The following is a 14,034-nucleotide window of genomic DNA, read 5'->3' on the forward strand; positions in this document are numbered from 1 at the left end:
GGAGATAGAAACTGGCGTCAACACTTATTTGAAAGAATTATTCAGCTTTCAGCGTGATGCGCGCGAAAGCCTTCTTCCCAGCCTGGAACACCCGGGTTTCACCCAGCGCCAGCATGAAGGTACGGTCGACGACCTGCCCATCCACCTTGACGCTGCCAGCCCCCAGGAGATCGCGAGCCGCCGCCGCATTCTTCACCAACCCCGCCTTATTAAGGACAGAGGCAACAGGCATATCCTCGGGGGACGACAGCTCGATCTCCGGCAGGTCTTCCGGCAGCTCGCCATCCTTCAGGCGATTGCCGGCCGACTTGTGCGCGCTCGCCGCCGCCTCCTCGCCATGGAAGCGGGCGACGATCTCTTCGGCCAGCTTGATCTTGATGTCGCGCGGGTTGGCGCCCGCCTCGACATCCTTGCGGAAGCTATCGATCTCATCCAGGGAACGGAAGCTGAGCAGCTCGAAGTAACGCCACATCAGCGTGTCAGGAATGGAGACCAGCTTGCTGTACATGACACCCGGCGCTTCCTGGATACCAATATAGTTGCCCAGCGACTTGGACATCTTCTTCACGCCATCCAGCCCTTCCAGCAACGGCATGGTCAGGATCACCTGAGCCTCCTGACCATAGGCACGCTGCAGCTCGCGCCCCATCAGCAGGTTGAACTTCTGGTCAGTGCCACCCAGCTCGACGTCCGCCTTCAACGCGACGGAGTCATAGCCCTGGACCAGCGGATAGAGGAACTCATGGATAGCGATGGGCTGATTGCTGGCATAGCGCTTGCTAAAGTCATCGCGTTCCAGCATGCGCGCAACAGTGTACTGAGAGGCAAGACGAATGAAGTCAGCCGGGGTCAGCTGGTCCATCCAGGAGGAATTGAAGGCTACTTCGGTCTTGGCCGGGTCGAGGATCTTGAAGACTTGGGACTTGTATGTCTCCGCATTCTCCAGAACCTGCTCGCGCGTCAGGGGAGGACGGGTAACACTTTTCCCACTGGGGTCACCGATCATCCCAGTGAAGTCACCGATGAGGAAGATCACCTGATGCCCCAGGTCCTGGAACTGGCGCAACTTATTAATAAGCACGGTATGGCCAAGATGCAGATCGGGAGCGGTCGGGTCGAAGCCGGCCTTGATCCGCAAGGGCTGGCCGCGCTTCAGCTTGGCCACCAGTTCCGCCTCTACCAGGATCTCGTCTGCACCGCGCTGGATCAGCGCCAGCTGCTCTTCAACCGACTTCATTTACAGGTTCTGCCCAATTGCCAAAATCGAAAGGGAACCAACCATACAAGATCGCAGACTAAAAACAAATTTTGCCGACCGTCAGGGGGACGGAGCCAGGCCAGACGCGACTTTTGGCTTGATTCAAGGAGATTTTGGTTATATTTTAGGCAGTTATTTATTCACAATCCAAAAACACCAATCACGCCATGACGCAATCCGATCAGAAAGCGCCGCCGTATTACCCGAAAAGCCACTTGTTGGCCGCCAGCGGTGTTGCAGCGCTCCTCAGTTTGGCACTACTGGTGTTCCCCTCGAGCGAAGTCGAGGCCAAGAGGACCACGCTCAATCTGGAGCTCGAAAGCAACACCGATCGCCTCCTTCAGGAGAAAGACGACCTCCTGCCGCAATCGGTCACCAATTCCAGCGACGAAGGCACACCTTTCGCTCAGGTAGAAGGTGCCTCCGACGACAACACCGCCGAGCAAGACACGGACAAGCCGGGCGCATCTGTAGCCGATGCCGACACCAAGCCCGTCGATCCCGAGTGGAAGACCATCACCGTCGCCAGTGGCGATACGCTGTCGACCGTATTCACCAAGGCAGGCCTTTCCACCTCGGCCATGCACGACATGCTGACCAGCAGCAAGGATGCCAAGCGCTTCACCCATCTGAAGGTCGGCCAGGAGGTCAAGCTCAAGCTCGACCCCAAAGGAGAGCTGCAGGCGCTGCGAGTCAAGCAGAGCGAACTCGAGACCATCGGCCTGGACAAGACCGACAAGGGCTACTCCTTCAAACGCGAGAAGGCCCAGATCGACCTGCATACCGCCTATGCCCATGGCCGCATCACCAGTTCGCTGTTCGTTGCCGGTCGCAACGCCGGCCTGCCCTATAACCTGGTCACGTCGCTGTCGAACATCTTCGGCTACGACATCGACTTCGCCCTCGACCTGCGTGAGGGCGATGAGTTCGACGTGATCTACGAACAGCACAAGGTCAACGGCAAGCAAGTGGCGACCGGCAATATCCTCGCCGCCCGCTTCGTCAACCGTGGCAAGACATACACCGCCGTGCGCTATACCAACAAGCAGGGCAATACCAGCTACTACCGCGCCGACGGCTCCAGCATGCGCAAGGCATTCATCCGTACGCCGGTGGATTTCGCCCGCATCAGCTCGCGCTTCTCCCTGGGCCGCCGGCACCCGATCCTGAACAAGATTCGCGCGCACAAGGGCGTCGACTACGCTGCCCCCATCGGCACGCCGATCAAGGCTACCGGAGACGGTAAGATCCTCGAAGCCGGACGCAAGGGCGGCTACGGCAACGCCGTGGTGATCCAGCACGGGCAGCGCTATCGGACCATCTACGGACACATGAGCCGCTTCGCCAAGGGTATCCGCGCCGGTACCAGCGTGAAGCAGGGCCAGATCATCGGTTACGTGGGCATGACGGGCCTGGCCACCGGCCCACACCTGCACTACGAGTTCCAGATCAATGGCCGCCACGTCGATCCGCTGAGTGCCAAGCTGCCCATGGCGGATCCGCTCGGTGGCGCAGATCGCAAGCGCTTCATGGCGCAGACCCAGCCGATGATCGCGCGCATGGATCAGGAGAAGAAAACCCTCCTGGCCCTGAACAAGCAGCGCTGATCGTGCCGCGCTACCTGGGGTTGATGTCCGGAACCAGTCTGGACGGCATGGACATCGTCCTGATCGAGCAAGGTGATAGCACCACCTTGCTCGCTTCCCATTATCTACCCATGCCGGCCGGGCTGCGCGAAGACATCCTCGCCCTGTGCATCCCCGGCCCCGATGAAATCGCCCGCGCCGCCGAAGTCGAGCAACGCTGGGTCGCCCTCGCAGCACAGGGCGTGCGCGAACTGCTGCTCCAGCAGCAGATGACTCCCGACGAAGTCCGTGCCATCGGCAGTCACGGTCAAACCATCCGGCATGAACCCGCTCGCCACTTCACGGTGCAGATCGGTAACCCCGCCCTGCTGGCGGAGCTGACCGGCATCGATGTCGTCGCCGACTTCCGCCGCCGCGACGTCGCAGCCGGCGGCCAGGGCGCCCCGCTGGTACCGGCCTTCCATCAGGCGCTGTTTGGCGATGACGACGCCTCCAGGGCGATCCTGAACATCGGTGGTTTCAGCAACGTTTCGCTGCTCAGTCCCGGAAAGCCGGTACGCGGCTTCGACTGCGGCCCGGGCAATGTGCTGATGGACGCCTGGATTCATCACCAGCGCGGCGAACATTTCGACCGGGATGGTGCGTGGGCCGCCAGCGGCCAGGTGAACCACGCACTGCTGGCGGGCCTGCTGGCGGACGAATTCTTCGCCGCGCGCGGCCCCAAGAGCACCGGGCGCGAGCGCTTCAACCTGTCCTGGCTACAGGAGCACCTGGCTCATCACCCTGCCCTGCCGGCAGCGGATGTCCAGGCAACCCTGCTGGAGCTGAGCGCGCGCAGCATCAGCGAATCGCTGCTGGACGCCCAGCCGGACTGCGAAGAGCTGCTGGTATGCGGCGGCGGCGCCTTCAATACGGCGCTGATGAAGCGCCTGGCCATGCTGATGCCCGAAGCCCGGGTCGCCAGTACCGACGAATACGGCGTTCCCCCTGCCTGGATGGAGGGTATGGCATTCGCCTGGCTAGCCCATCGGTTTCTCGAGCGCCTGCCCGGCAACTGCCCTGATGTGACCGGTGCGCTCGGTCCCAGGACTCTGGGCGCGCTGTATCCCGCCTGAAACGAAAACGCCGCGCATAATAAGCGCGGCGTTTTCGTGGCAGCCCCCATCGACATCAGATCGAGAACGACTGTCCGCAACCGCAGGTCGTGGCGGCATTCGGGTTCTTGATGACGAACCTCGAACCTTCCAGGCCTTCCTGGTAGTCGACTTCCGAACCCGCCAGGTACTGGAAGCTCATCGGGTCCACCACCAGGCCCACGCCATCGCGCTCGATCACGGTATCGTCATCGGCGATATCTTCGTCGAAGGTGAAGCCATACTGGAAGCCCGAGCAACCGCCGCCGGTGACGAATACACGCAGTTTCAGGCGAGGATTGCCCTCTTCGTCAATCAACGTCTTCACCTTGTTGGCTGCGCCTGGGGTAAAGAGCAGGGGCGTAGGGGTGAAGGTCTCGATGCTCATGTTTCCGAATCTCCCGGCTTGAGGCCGTGCGTTACAACATTACGCCCATTATCCTCTTGTCCCAGAAAAATGGTCAACTAATCCACAGTTTCCACGCTGGCAGGCAGTTCCAGCGGGCGCGGACTGGCCTCGGTCATCGGGCACAGGCGGCCCTCGATCTGGGCCCCCATGGCGGTTTCGATCAGCCCATAGTGAAGATTGCCCTTCACCCGGGCCTGGGCCCCCAGCTCCAGGCGTTCGATGGCATGGATGTCGCCATCCACCTGACCGTCGATGATCACATGGGGGGCCCGGATTTCACCGTCGACTCGACCGCCGGCGCTGACCCGCACCAGCCCTTCGTGCGCCTGCAACGCTCCGCGGACGGTGCCGTCGATCTGCACCGCGCCCTTGAGGTTCATGTCACCGACCAGTTCGGCGCCGCTGGCGATCAGGCTGGTCTGCCCGGTGAAACGCTGGACGTCGGCCCGGCCTTTGTTCTTGCTCCACATAATGCTCACTCACTGCTTCGGCCAATCGAAACGGCGCTGTAGCGGTTTGGACTGGCCATTCAGCTCCGCACGTACGTCGATCAGCTTCGGGATGAAGTTCTTCGGCAGTTCCAGCTCGGCGAAACGCCCCCCTTCTGGGATCGACTGGAAATGCCGGAGGGAAATCGACAGCCCTGTCTTGCCTAGTTCCGGCGAGAGCTGTTCGAGGTCGTAGGTAGCGTCCTTGCGCGCCAGCTTGCCGCTGATGCGGACTTTCAGCCGCCCATCCAGCTTGCGATCGTCCCTGCCCAGGCGGCTGAGCATCACCTTATAGCGGAAGCGCTGCGGGTCGTCCGTGCCCTGCACCTCAAAGGCACGGATTTCCAGCGCATCCGCCTTGCTGGCCGGCGCGACTACCCCCTTGTAGAACGCGATGTCCTGTTGCTGCTTGAACACCTGGTCCTCGAGCAGCTTGATAGTCTGTCGGCTCTGTTCGGTGGCCTGCTGGCTGAGACGTTCTCCGCTTCGCAACACCTCGATTTCGGTACGCAGGCGCTCCAGCTCGGCCTTCTGCTCGCCGATCAGGGTTTCCTGGCGTTGCGCATCGGCCTCGCTGCGAGCGGCGTCCGCCCCGGTCGACCAGCGACCGCCGAGAAACGCCAGCGGAACGGCCAGCAGCAGCGCACCCACCCCGAGGCGGACCAGCCAGGCCCGCCGTGGATCACGGAACTGGAGTTCCCAGCCGGACATCAGGGGAGCAGGGCCGCATGCGAGAGGCCCAGGCGCTCGTCCAGCCCGAACAGGATGTTCATGTTCTGGAGCGCCTGACCCGAGGCGCCCTTGACCAGGTTGTCGATCACCGACAGCACCACTACCAGGTCACCGCCCTGGGGGCGATGCACGGCGATTCGGCAGACATTGGCGCCACGCACGCTGCGGGTCTCCGGATGGCTGCCGGCCGGCATCACGTCGACGAAGGGTTCGTCGGCGTAGCGCTTCTCGAACAACGCCTGGAGGTCGACCGAACGATCCGCGACATGGGCATAGAGGGTTGCATGGATGCCGCGGATCATTGGCGTCAGGTGCGGTACGAACGTCAGCCCGACGTCGCCGCCGGAGGCCCGACGCAGGCCCTGGCTGATTTCCGGGAGATGCCGATGCCCTTTGACCGCGTAGGCCATCATGCTTTCGCCCGCCTCGCAGAACAGCGAGCCAACCTTGGCACCCCGACCTGCGCCGCTGACCCCGGACTTGCAATCGGCGATCAGCCGCGAGGCATCGGCCAGGCCGGCCTCCAGCAGCGGGATCAGGCCCAGTTGGGTCGCGGTCGGGTAGCAACCCGGCACGGCGATCAGGCGGGCCTGGCGGATCTTCTCGCGGTTCACTTCCGGCAGGCCGTAGACAGCCTCGTCGAGCAGCGCCGGAGCGCCATGCGGCTGGCCGTACCAGCGCGCCCACTCCTCGGCGTCCGCCAGGCGGAAGTCAGCGGACAGATCGATGACCCGGGTCCCGGCGTCCAGCAGTTCGCCAGCCAGCGCGTGCGCCACGCCGTGCGGCGTGGCGAAGAACACCACGTCGCAGGCACCGAGGCGCTGCGCGTCCGGCACGCTGAACTGAAGGTCGTCATAATGACCTCGCAGGTTCGGGTACATGTCGGCGACCTTCACCCCCGCCTCGGAACGCGACGTGATCACTTCCACCCGGGCCTGCGGGTGCTGCGCCATCAGGCGCAGCAGTTCCACGCCCGTATAACCCGTACCGCCAACGATGCCGACCTTGATCATCTATCCATCACTCCGCGCGCTGAGGCAAGCTAGCCAAAAGAGGCCAATGATAAGAGCCGAGCGCCGGCATGAACAGCGCTGGGCGTCCGGCTTTGCGACCGGTTCGGCCCTTCGGTCGGCAGTCTAGCCCCCGGGGCCGTCGGGCAGAAATTGCCGCGAGGCCCTATCCGAATGTTCCTACCTGTTATGCGGCCATATCTGCCGGCAAATCAGACAGCGGCAAGCCGCCAGGGTGACGCGTTCCAGCCATCCCTCTACTATCGGGGCACCGTGATCAAGAGGATGTCCTGATGTACCTGTGGCTCAAAGCCTTCCATATCATCGCCATGGTCTGCTGGTTCGCCGGCCTGTTCTACCTACCGCGCCTGTTCGTCTACCACGCCATGAGCGAGGACCAGGCCAGCCGGGAACGCTTCTGCGTCATGGAGCGCAAGCTCTACCGAGGGATCATGATGCCCTCGATGCTCGCCACCCTGGTCCTTGGCCTCTGGATGCTCTATCTCACCCCCGGCTGGCTGAGCCAAGGCTGGCTGCACGCCAAGCTGACCCTGGTGGTCCTGCTGATCGGCTACCACCACGCCTGCGGCGCCATGCTCAAGCGCTTCGCCCGCGGCGAGCCGGGGCGCAGCCATGTGTTCTACCGCTGGTTCAACGAAGTGCCTGTACTGTTCCTGCTGCTGATCGTCCTACTGGTGGTGCTCAAACCTTTCTGACCCAGGAGTCCTGTCCATGTCCTTGCCCGCCCTGCTCGACCAACGCCTGCGACTGCCGATGGTGGCCGCGCCGATGTTCCTGGTATCCAACCCACAGTTGGTGCTGGCCTGCTGCCGCAGCGGCATCGTCGGCAGCTTCCCGGCGCTCAACCAGCGCGAGAGCAGCGGCTTCGAGGGATGGCTGGAGGAAATCGGGGCCGGCCTGCAGGCGCTGGACAATCCCGCGCCCTATGCGGTGAACCTGATCGTCCACAACACCAATCCGCGGTTGCAGGCCGACCTGCGGATCTGCGTCGAGCACCGCGTACCGATCGTCATCACCAGCCTCGGCGCAGTGCGCGAAGTGGTAGACGCTGTGCATGGCTACGGCGGCCTGGTGTTCCACGACGTCACCACCCGCCGCCACGCCGAAAAGGCCGCCGAGGCCGGGGTCGACGGCCTGATCGCGGTGGCGGCCGGCGCGGGCGGGCACGCCGGGACCTGGAGCCCTTTCGCGCTGGTCGCGGAAATCCGCCAGTTCTTCGACAAGACCCTGCTGCTGGCCGGCTGCATCAACCACGGCCACGAGATTCTCGCCGCACAGATGCTCGGCGCCGACCTGGCCTATCTCGGCACTCGCTTCATCGCCACCCGCGAGAGCAATGCCTCCGACGCCTACAAGCAGATGATCCTGGAGGCACGCGCCGCCGACATCGTGCACACCCCGGCGGTGTCCGGCGTACCGGCCAGCTTCATGCGGCAAAGCCTGGAGGCCGCCGGCTACGATCTGAAGCGCCTGACCGACAAGGCAGACATGAACTACGGCGAGAAACTCAAGCCGGTGAACGACGAGGCCAAGGCCTGGAAGACCGTGTGGTCCGCCGGCCAGGGCGCGGGCAACATAGACGACTTGCCCGGCGTCGACGAGTTGGTCGCCCGCCTCGACCGGGAATATCGCGCCGCCCTGCGGAACATGGATCGCCTGGCCAACCGCTGGCCGCGCTGAAACCGCCGGGTCACGGCGCCCCGGCTTGTGCGGGAGTTCTCATCTCGCGCTTGTGGGCGCCAAGGCCGCCGATTAGGCTGTCGGCTGCATTTCTCTCACCCCAGCTGACAAGGATGCCTGCATGACCGACCAACGCTTCAAGATCGTCTTCTCCGGCGAGCTGATGCCCGACACATCGCTCGAAACCGTGAAGGACAATCTCGCCCGCCTGTTCAAGAGCGAACCGGGCAAGATCGATGCCCTCTTCGGCGGTCGCCCGGTGGTGCTGAAACGCGAACTTCCAGAGGCCGAGGCGGAGCGTTACCTGACCGCCCTGCGCCAGGCCGGCGCCAATGCCTACAAGGAAGTCGACCTGGCGGCCAGCCTGAGCCTGGTGGAAACGCCCGATCACAACCCCCAGGTCGCGGAGGAAACCCCAGCGCAAGACCTGCCTCCCATGACCTGTCCGAAATGCGGCCATGAACAGCCCAGTGGAGCGGAATGCTCGGCCTGCGGAATCATCATCGAGAAGTACCTGGCGCGCCAGGCGCAACTCGGCGAAAACGCCGCGCCTGCGGCCTCCGCGGTCGCGGGCGCCTCTCCCTACACACCGCCCAGCGCCCAGGTCGGCGACGCCCTCCCCGAATTCGGCGAGCTGAACGTGTTCACCACCAACGGCCGGATCGGACGCCTGCGCTATCTCGGCTGGTCGATGGCGATGACGCTGTGCTTCCTGGTCATCATGGGCCTGGGCTTCCTGCTCGGCGAAACCGTCGGCGTGGCCGTCACCGCCCTGGCCTCGATCGCCTTCATCGTCATTGCCGTGATGATCGGCGTGCAGCGCCTGCATGACCTCGGCTGGTCGGGCTGGCTCTGGCTGCTCAACTTCGTCCCCTTCGTCGGCAGCGTGTTCGGCATCCTGATGCTGGTCCTGCCCGGCAGCACCGGCGCCAACCGCTACGGTCCGCCGCCGCCGGCGAACAGCACCGGGGTGAAAGTCCTGGCCAGTCTGATCTTCCTGCTGCCGATAGCCGGTATCATCGCCGCCATCGTCCTGCCGTCCTACCAGGGTTACCTGGAGCGAGCGAACTATGACGGCGGCGCCAGCGCTCCAGCCGACCCGTACACCACGGACGAGCAGGCCGCCGCAGCGGCGGCCGAAGCCGATGAAGCCGCCACAGCGGCGGCAGAGGCCATGGAAGACGACGACCAACAGTAGCCACGCAACCCCTCGCGACGGGCGGGGTCCAATTCCCCGTCCGTTTCGGAGAAGTCTCGAATGCCCCGTTATGCCTTGATCACCGGCGCTTCCAGCGGTATCGGCCTGGCCCTAGCCGAAGCCCTGGCCCGGCGCGGTCGCGCCCTGATCCTGGTGGCGCGCCAGCGCGACGCGCTGGAGAGCATCGCCTATGAACTGGCGCAGCGTTTCGGCGTGGAAGTACTGTTCCGCACCTGCGATCTTTCCGAGCCGCTGCAACTGTCAGGGTTGTTGCACGAACTGGAACAGGGCGAACGACAGATCGACCTGCTGGTCAACAATGCCGGGATCGGTACCTCCGGCCCCTTCATCGATCAGGAATGGGCGCGGGAACAGGAGCTGATCGAGCTCAACATCCTGGCCCTGGCACGCCTTTGCCACTCCCTCGGCGCGCGGATGGCGGCACAGGGCGGTGGCCAGATACTCAATATCGCCTCGGTGGCCGCCTTCCAGCCCGGCGCCTGGATGAGCAACTACTACGCCAGCAAGGCCTACGTCCTGCACTTCTCGGAAGGCTTGCGGGAAGAACTGAAAGAGCGCGGCGTCAAGGTCTCGGTGCTGTGCCCTGGGCCAACCCGCACGGCATTCTTCCGGGAAGCCGGGATGCGGCTCGGCAGGCTCGACCGGAGCAAGCTGATGATGACCCCGGAGGAGGTCGCGCTGCTGGCCCTGCGCGGGCTGGACAAGAACCGCGCCCTGATCGTCCCCGGTTGGCGCAATCGCCTGCTGGCGCTGAGCCCACGCCTGGCGCCACGCTGGCTGGTGCGCCGACTCGCCGCGCGGATCAACGCCTCGGCGGTGCCCTCCGCCCCACGGGGTTGATCGGCCGTTCCTCGCAGGGCAACGAGGTTCGCCGTCGGCTCAGTCTGCCGGCACCGCCCGCCCCTTGGCCCATATCCGTAGCGCGGCGAGCTTTTCCGCCATCAGCACCGACAGCGGCGAGGTTCGCGCCAGCTCCCTGAGCAACAGATCCTGATCCACCGCCTGCTGTCGCGCCTGCCCGGCGTACAGTGCCGCCACCACCGCCTGCTCGATCTCCGCCCCGCTGAAACCCTCGCTGGCAGCCGCCAGCAGAAGGAGGTCGAACTGTGCCGGCTCCAGCTCGCGGCGTTGCAGGTGGATGCGGAAGATCTCGGCGCGAACCTCCGGCGTCGGCAGGTCGACGAAGAACAATTCGTCGAAGCGTCCCTTGCGGATCAGTTCGGGCGGCAGGCGGTCGATAGCGTTCGCGGTGGCGACCATGAAGACCGGCGCCTCGCGCTCGGCCATCCAGGTCAGCAGGGTACCCAGCACGCGCTGACTGACGCCGTTGTCCTGGTCGCCGCCAGAAATGCCCTTCTCCACTTCATCCATCCACAGCACGCAGGGCGCCATCTGTTCGGCCAGGCGCAGCGCCTCGCGCAGGTTGCGCTCGGTTTCGCCGAAGTACTTGTTGTAGAGACGGGCGAAGTCCAGACGCAGCAACGGCAAGCCCCAGAGGCCGGCCACCGCCTTGGCCGCCAGGCTCTTGCCGGCGCCCTGCACGCCGACCAGCATCATGCCCTTCGGCTGGTCGCCAGGCGTGCCGGCGAGGAACGCCGACTGACGCTCGCCGAGCCAGCGCTTGAGCGCGGCAAGCCCGCCGACCTCGGCGAAGCGTGCGGTGTCGTACTCGAAGCTCAGCACGCCCTCCAGGTCGAGTAGCTGGAACTTGGTGCGGTTCAGCTCGGGCAGGTCCTCCTGGGTGATCGCCCCATCGTTGCAGATCACGTTGCGCGCCAGCAGCCGCGCCTCGGCATGGCTGAGCCCGCGCAGGTTCTTCACCACCTGCTGCAGGGTGCGGTTGTCGGTGCGCACGCGGGCGCCATGGTTGCGCTCGCTCCAGCGCGTCGCTTCTTCGCGGACGATGCCGAGCAGTTCGTCCTCGCTGGGCAGGGATAGCGAGAACCGCGCGGCGAAGCGCTGGACTTCGGCCGGCAGCTTCAGCGCATGGGACACCAGCACAACGGTCGGTCGATGGTTGCCCTCGGCCATGGCGATTTCCTTGAGCAGGCGCACCAGGGTCGGGCTGTCGCCAAGGAAAGGATGCAGGTCGCAGAGCACATAGAGATTCGCCTGCTGATCGTGCTTGATCAAGCGCAACGCCGCGACCGGGTCGCGGCTCTCCTCCCCGCCCAGCGGCTCGCCGCCGAAGCCCAGCCGCTGCCGGCCCTCGGTCACCGACCAGGCATACAGGCCAAGGCCGCGCCTGACCGCCAGGCCGGTGAGGGTTTCCATCACCTTCGGCTCGTCCCAGGACTCGATCAGGATCAGCTTGACCCGGGAATCCAGGACCAGGCCGAGGTCGTGTATGTCGTTCTTCACTGCGGCTCCTTCACGCTTGGGCGGTCGCGACGGGCACCGCTACACTCGGGAAAGCACCCGAGGCCGGAGGAATCGCCCATGGACTGTCTGTTCTGCAAGATCGTGGCGGGGGAAGTTCCCGCGCGCAAGTTCTACGAAGACGAGGAAGTTGTCGCGTTTCACGATATCGGCCCGCAGGCGCCGGTGCACTTCCTGGTCATCCCGAAAAGACACATTCCCACCCTCGAGCACCTGACCGAGGCCGACCGGCCGCTGGCAGGCCATATCCTCTTCACTGCCCAGCGCCTGGCCCGGGAGCAGGGCTGCGAGGAAGGCTTCCGTGTGGTGATGAACTGCAACGACCTTGGCGGGCAGACCGTGCACCACATCCACATGCACGTACTGGGTCAGCGCCAGATGCACTGGCCGCCGGGCTGAAACCCTGCGGGCGCTGCGACATCGCAGCCCGTCCGCAACATCCTGCTATCAGCGCACTTCCGGTAAACTGGTGCGATCTTTCGTTTCCGGAGGTGCGCCATGTCCGCCGACCGCCACTATTCGCCCATCGACCGTTTCCTGCTGCAGGCCGACTCCGCCCTGCGCACCCTGCTGCCGTTCAGCGGCCAGCCGGCGCGACCGTCGCCGGCCATCGTGGAACCCGATGGCGAACTGAGCGAGGAAGACACCCGCCATATCGCCGGCCTGATGCGCATCAACCACACCGGCGAGGTCTGCGCCCAGGCGCTGTACCAGGGCCAGTCGCTGACCGCCAAGCTGCCCGAGGTCCGCGAGGCGATGGAGGAAGCCGCCGAGGAGGAGATCGACCACCTGGCCTGGTGCGAGCAACGCATCCGCCAGTTGGGCAGCCGTCCCAGCGTGCTCAATCCGATCTTCTACGGCCTGTCCTTCGGCGTCGGTGCCGCCGCCGGGCTGGTCAGCGACCGGGTCAGCCTGGGCTTCGTCGCCGCCACCGAAGACCAGGTGTGCAAGCATCTGGACGAACACCTGGCGCAGATTCCCCAGGAAGATCGGAAATCCCGTGCCATCCTCGAGCAGATGCGTATCGACGAGGAACAGCATTCGAGCAACGCCCTGGCCGCCGGCGGCCTGCGCTTCCCGGCACCGGTAAAGCTGGGCATGAGCCTGCTGGCGAAGGTGATGACCAAGAGCACCTACCGCATCTGAATCGCACGCATGAAAAAGCCCGCTCGAAGCGGGCTTTTTCTTTCTCGTGTGCGATCAGCGCGGCATGTTGCGCGCGTAGAAGATCTCCAGCATTTCGTGCCTGAGCCGTTCCGTGACCTGCTCGCGCTGTTCCGCCGAGAGCGTCCGGGTAGCGTCGCCGAACAGGTAGTTCTCCAGTTCGAAGTCCTTGAGCAGCATCTTGGTGTGGAACAGGTTCTCCTGGTACACGTTCACGTCGGTCATCTGGTAGGCCTCGCGCGTGTCGTCGGAGAGATAGTTCTGGATCGAGTTGATCTCGTGGTCGATGAAATGCTTGCGCCCCTCGATGTCGCGGGTGAAGCCGCGGACCCGATAGTCGACCGTGACGATGTCCGAGTCGAACTGGTGGATCAGGTAGTTCAGGGCCTTCAGCGGGGAGATCACTCCGCAGGTGGAAACGTCGATGTCCACGCGGAAGGTCGCGATGCCGTCCACCGGATGGATTTCCGGGTAGGTATGCACGGTGATGTGGCTCTTATCCAGGTGCGCCAGGATGGTGTCCGGCAGCGGGCCCGGGGACTCTTCGATCTGGCTGTCGGTCGGAGTGACCGGCTGCTCGGAGATCAGGATGGTCACGCTGGCGCCCTGGGGGTCGTAGTCCTGACGCGCGATGTTCAGGATATTGGCGCCGATGATGTCGACAACATCGGTAAGAATCTGCGTCAGACGCTCCGCGTCATACTCTTCGTCGATGTACTGCACGTAGGCCTGGAGGTCTTCGGGCGTCTCGGCGTAGCAGATGTCGTAGATGTTGAAGCTCAAGGTCTTCGTCAGGTTGTTGAACCCGTGGAGCTTGAGTTTGCTTTTCACCGTGGGGAACTCTCTCGGTTGCTTGCGGCTCTGCCGCAGGGTTGGGGCATGCCCGTCAGATGCGAACGACGCACCTGCGTAGGACGGTTAACACCTCTTCGCGATGGCGATTGTGGTTTGTTGA

Annotated in this window: 15 protein-coding genes; 8 read left to right on the forward strand and 7 right to left on the reverse strand. The window is 64.3% G+C overall.

The genetic code is table 11. The features are described 5' to 3' along the window. Positions 1 to 37: 37 nt before the first annotated feature. A complete protein-coding gene (tyrS, locus tag HMPREF2886_RS11960; RefSeq protein ID WP_033977922.1) occupies positions 38 to 1,237 on the reverse strand; it encodes a tyrosine--tRNA ligase in 1,200 nt (399 codons plus the stop codon). A 188-nt stretch (positions 1,238 to 1,425) separates the two neighbouring features. On the opposite strand from tyrS, the gene HMPREF2886_RS11965 reads away from it, so the two are divergent. Both HMPREF2886_RS11965 and HMPREF2886_RS11970 read left to right on the forward strand, forming a co-directional pair. Further along, positions 1,426 to 2,865: a peptidoglycan DD-metalloendopeptidase family protein gene (locus HMPREF2886_RS11965; protein WP_033972908.1), complete on the forward strand. Its 1,440-nt coding sequence runs from the start codon at positions 1,426 to 1,428 to the stop codon at positions 2,863 to 2,865. A 2-nt stretch (positions 2,866 to 2,867) separates the two neighbouring features. Continuing rightward, positions 2,868 to 3,959: an anhydro-N-acetylmuramic acid kinase gene (locus HMPREF2886_RS11970; RefSeq protein ID WP_033972906.1), complete on the forward strand. Its 1,092-nt coding sequence runs from the start codon at positions 2,868 to 2,870 to the stop codon at positions 3,957 to 3,959. A gap of 55 nt (positions 3,960 to 4,014) precedes the next feature. Here the strand turns inward: HMPREF2886_RS11970 and erpA are convergent, their stop codons facing one another. The 4 genes from erpA to argC all read right to left on the reverse strand — a co-directional run bounded on the left by erpA (position 4,015) and on the right by argC (position 6,619). Beyond that, a complete protein-coding gene (gene erpA / locus HMPREF2886_RS11975) occupies positions 4,015 to 4,365 on the reverse strand; it encodes an iron-sulfur cluster insertion protein ErpA (protein ID WP_003085254.1) in 351 nt (116 codons plus the stop codon). A gap of 77 nt (positions 4,366 to 4,442) precedes the next feature. After that, complete coding sequence (locus tag HMPREF2886_RS11980) at positions 4,443 to 4,865, reverse strand: bactofilin family protein (RefSeq protein ID WP_003120826.1); 423 nt, start codon at positions 4,863 to 4,865, stop codon at positions 4,443 to 4,445. Then, on the reverse strand, positions 4,866 to 5,585 hold the full coding sequence (locus tag HMPREF2886_RS11985; RefSeq protein WP_003085249.1) for a DUF6776 family protein: 720 nt from the start codon (positions 5,583 to 5,585) through the stop codon (positions 4,866 to 4,868). Next, positions 5,585 to 6,619: an N-acetyl-gamma-glutamyl-phosphate reductase gene (gene argC / locus HMPREF2886_RS11990; protein ID WP_033977925.1), complete on the reverse strand. Its 1,035-nt coding sequence runs from the start codon at positions 6,617 to 6,619 to the stop codon at positions 5,585 to 5,587. Before argC ends, HMPREF2886_RS11985 begins: the two co-directional genes overlap by 1 nt. 290 nt (positions 6,620 to 6,909) lie before the next feature. On the opposite strand from argC, the gene hemJ reads away from it, so the two are divergent. From hemJ to HMPREF2886_RS12010, 4 genes are all read left to right on the forward strand, one after another. After that, a complete protein-coding gene (gene hemJ / locus HMPREF2886_RS11995; RefSeq protein ID WP_079385325.1) occupies positions 6,910 to 7,332 on the forward strand; it encodes a protoporphyrinogen oxidase HemJ in 423 nt (140 codons plus the stop codon). Positions 7,333 to 7,348: 16 nt separating this feature from the next. Beyond that, positions 7,349 to 8,317 carry an NAD(P)H-dependent flavin oxidoreductase gene (locus HMPREF2886_RS12000; protein WP_033972898.1) on the forward strand — a complete coding sequence of 323 codons (969 nt, stop codon included), beginning with the start codon at positions 7,349 to 7,351 and terminating at the stop codon, positions 8,315 to 8,317. Between the two features lie 121 nt (positions 8,318 to 8,438). Continuing rightward, positions 8,439 to 9,515 carry a DUF805 domain-containing protein gene (locus HMPREF2886_RS12005; RefSeq protein ID WP_033977926.1) on the forward strand — a complete coding sequence of 359 codons (1,077 nt, stop codon included), beginning with the start codon at positions 8,439 to 8,441 and terminating at the stop codon, positions 9,513 to 9,515. 60 nt (positions 9,516 to 9,575) lie between these two features. Then, on the forward strand, positions 9,576 to 10,376 hold the full coding sequence (locus HMPREF2886_RS12010) for an SDR family NAD(P)-dependent oxidoreductase (protein ID WP_003113172.1): 801 nt from the start codon (positions 9,576 to 9,578) through the stop codon (positions 10,374 to 10,376). A 39-nt stretch (positions 10,377 to 10,415) separates the two neighbouring features. On the opposite strand, the gene HMPREF2886_RS12015 is transcribed toward HMPREF2886_RS12010, so the two are convergent. Next, entirely contained in the window at positions 10,416 to 11,897 is a 1,482-nt protein-coding gene (locus tag HMPREF2886_RS12015; protein ID WP_070747420.1) for an AAA family ATPase, read from the reverse strand. Positions 11,898 to 11,975: 78 nt separating this feature from the next. Between HMPREF2886_RS12015 and HMPREF2886_RS12020 the strand changes: the two genes are divergently transcribed. Continuing rightward, on the forward strand, positions 11,976 to 12,314 hold the full coding sequence (locus HMPREF2886_RS12020; RefSeq protein ID WP_003085225.1) for a histidine triad nucleotide-binding protein: 339 nt from the start codon (positions 11,976 to 11,978) through the stop codon (positions 12,312 to 12,314). A gap of 99 nt (positions 12,315 to 12,413) precedes the next feature. Next, a complete protein-coding gene (coq7, locus tag HMPREF2886_RS12025; protein WP_003085224.1) occupies positions 12,414 to 13,061 on the forward strand; it encodes a 2-polyprenyl-3-methyl-6-methoxy-1,4-benzoquinone monooxygenase in 648 nt (215 codons plus the stop codon). A gap of 54 nt (positions 13,062 to 13,115) precedes the next feature. Here the strand turns inward: coq7 and speD are convergent, their stop codons facing one another. Then, positions 13,116 to 13,910 carry an adenosylmethionine decarboxylase gene (gene speD, locus HMPREF2886_RS12030; RefSeq protein WP_033977932.1) on the reverse strand — a complete coding sequence of 265 codons (795 nt, stop codon included), beginning with the start codon at positions 13,908 to 13,910 and terminating at the stop codon, positions 13,116 to 13,118. Positions 13,911 to 14,034: the final 124 nt, after the last annotated feature.

The organism is Pseudomonas sp. HMSC066A08, from assembly GCF_001813025.1.
Lineage (GTDB): Bacteria > Pseudomonadota > Gammaproteobacteria > Pseudomonadales > Pseudomonadaceae > Pseudomonas > Pseudomonas aeruginosa.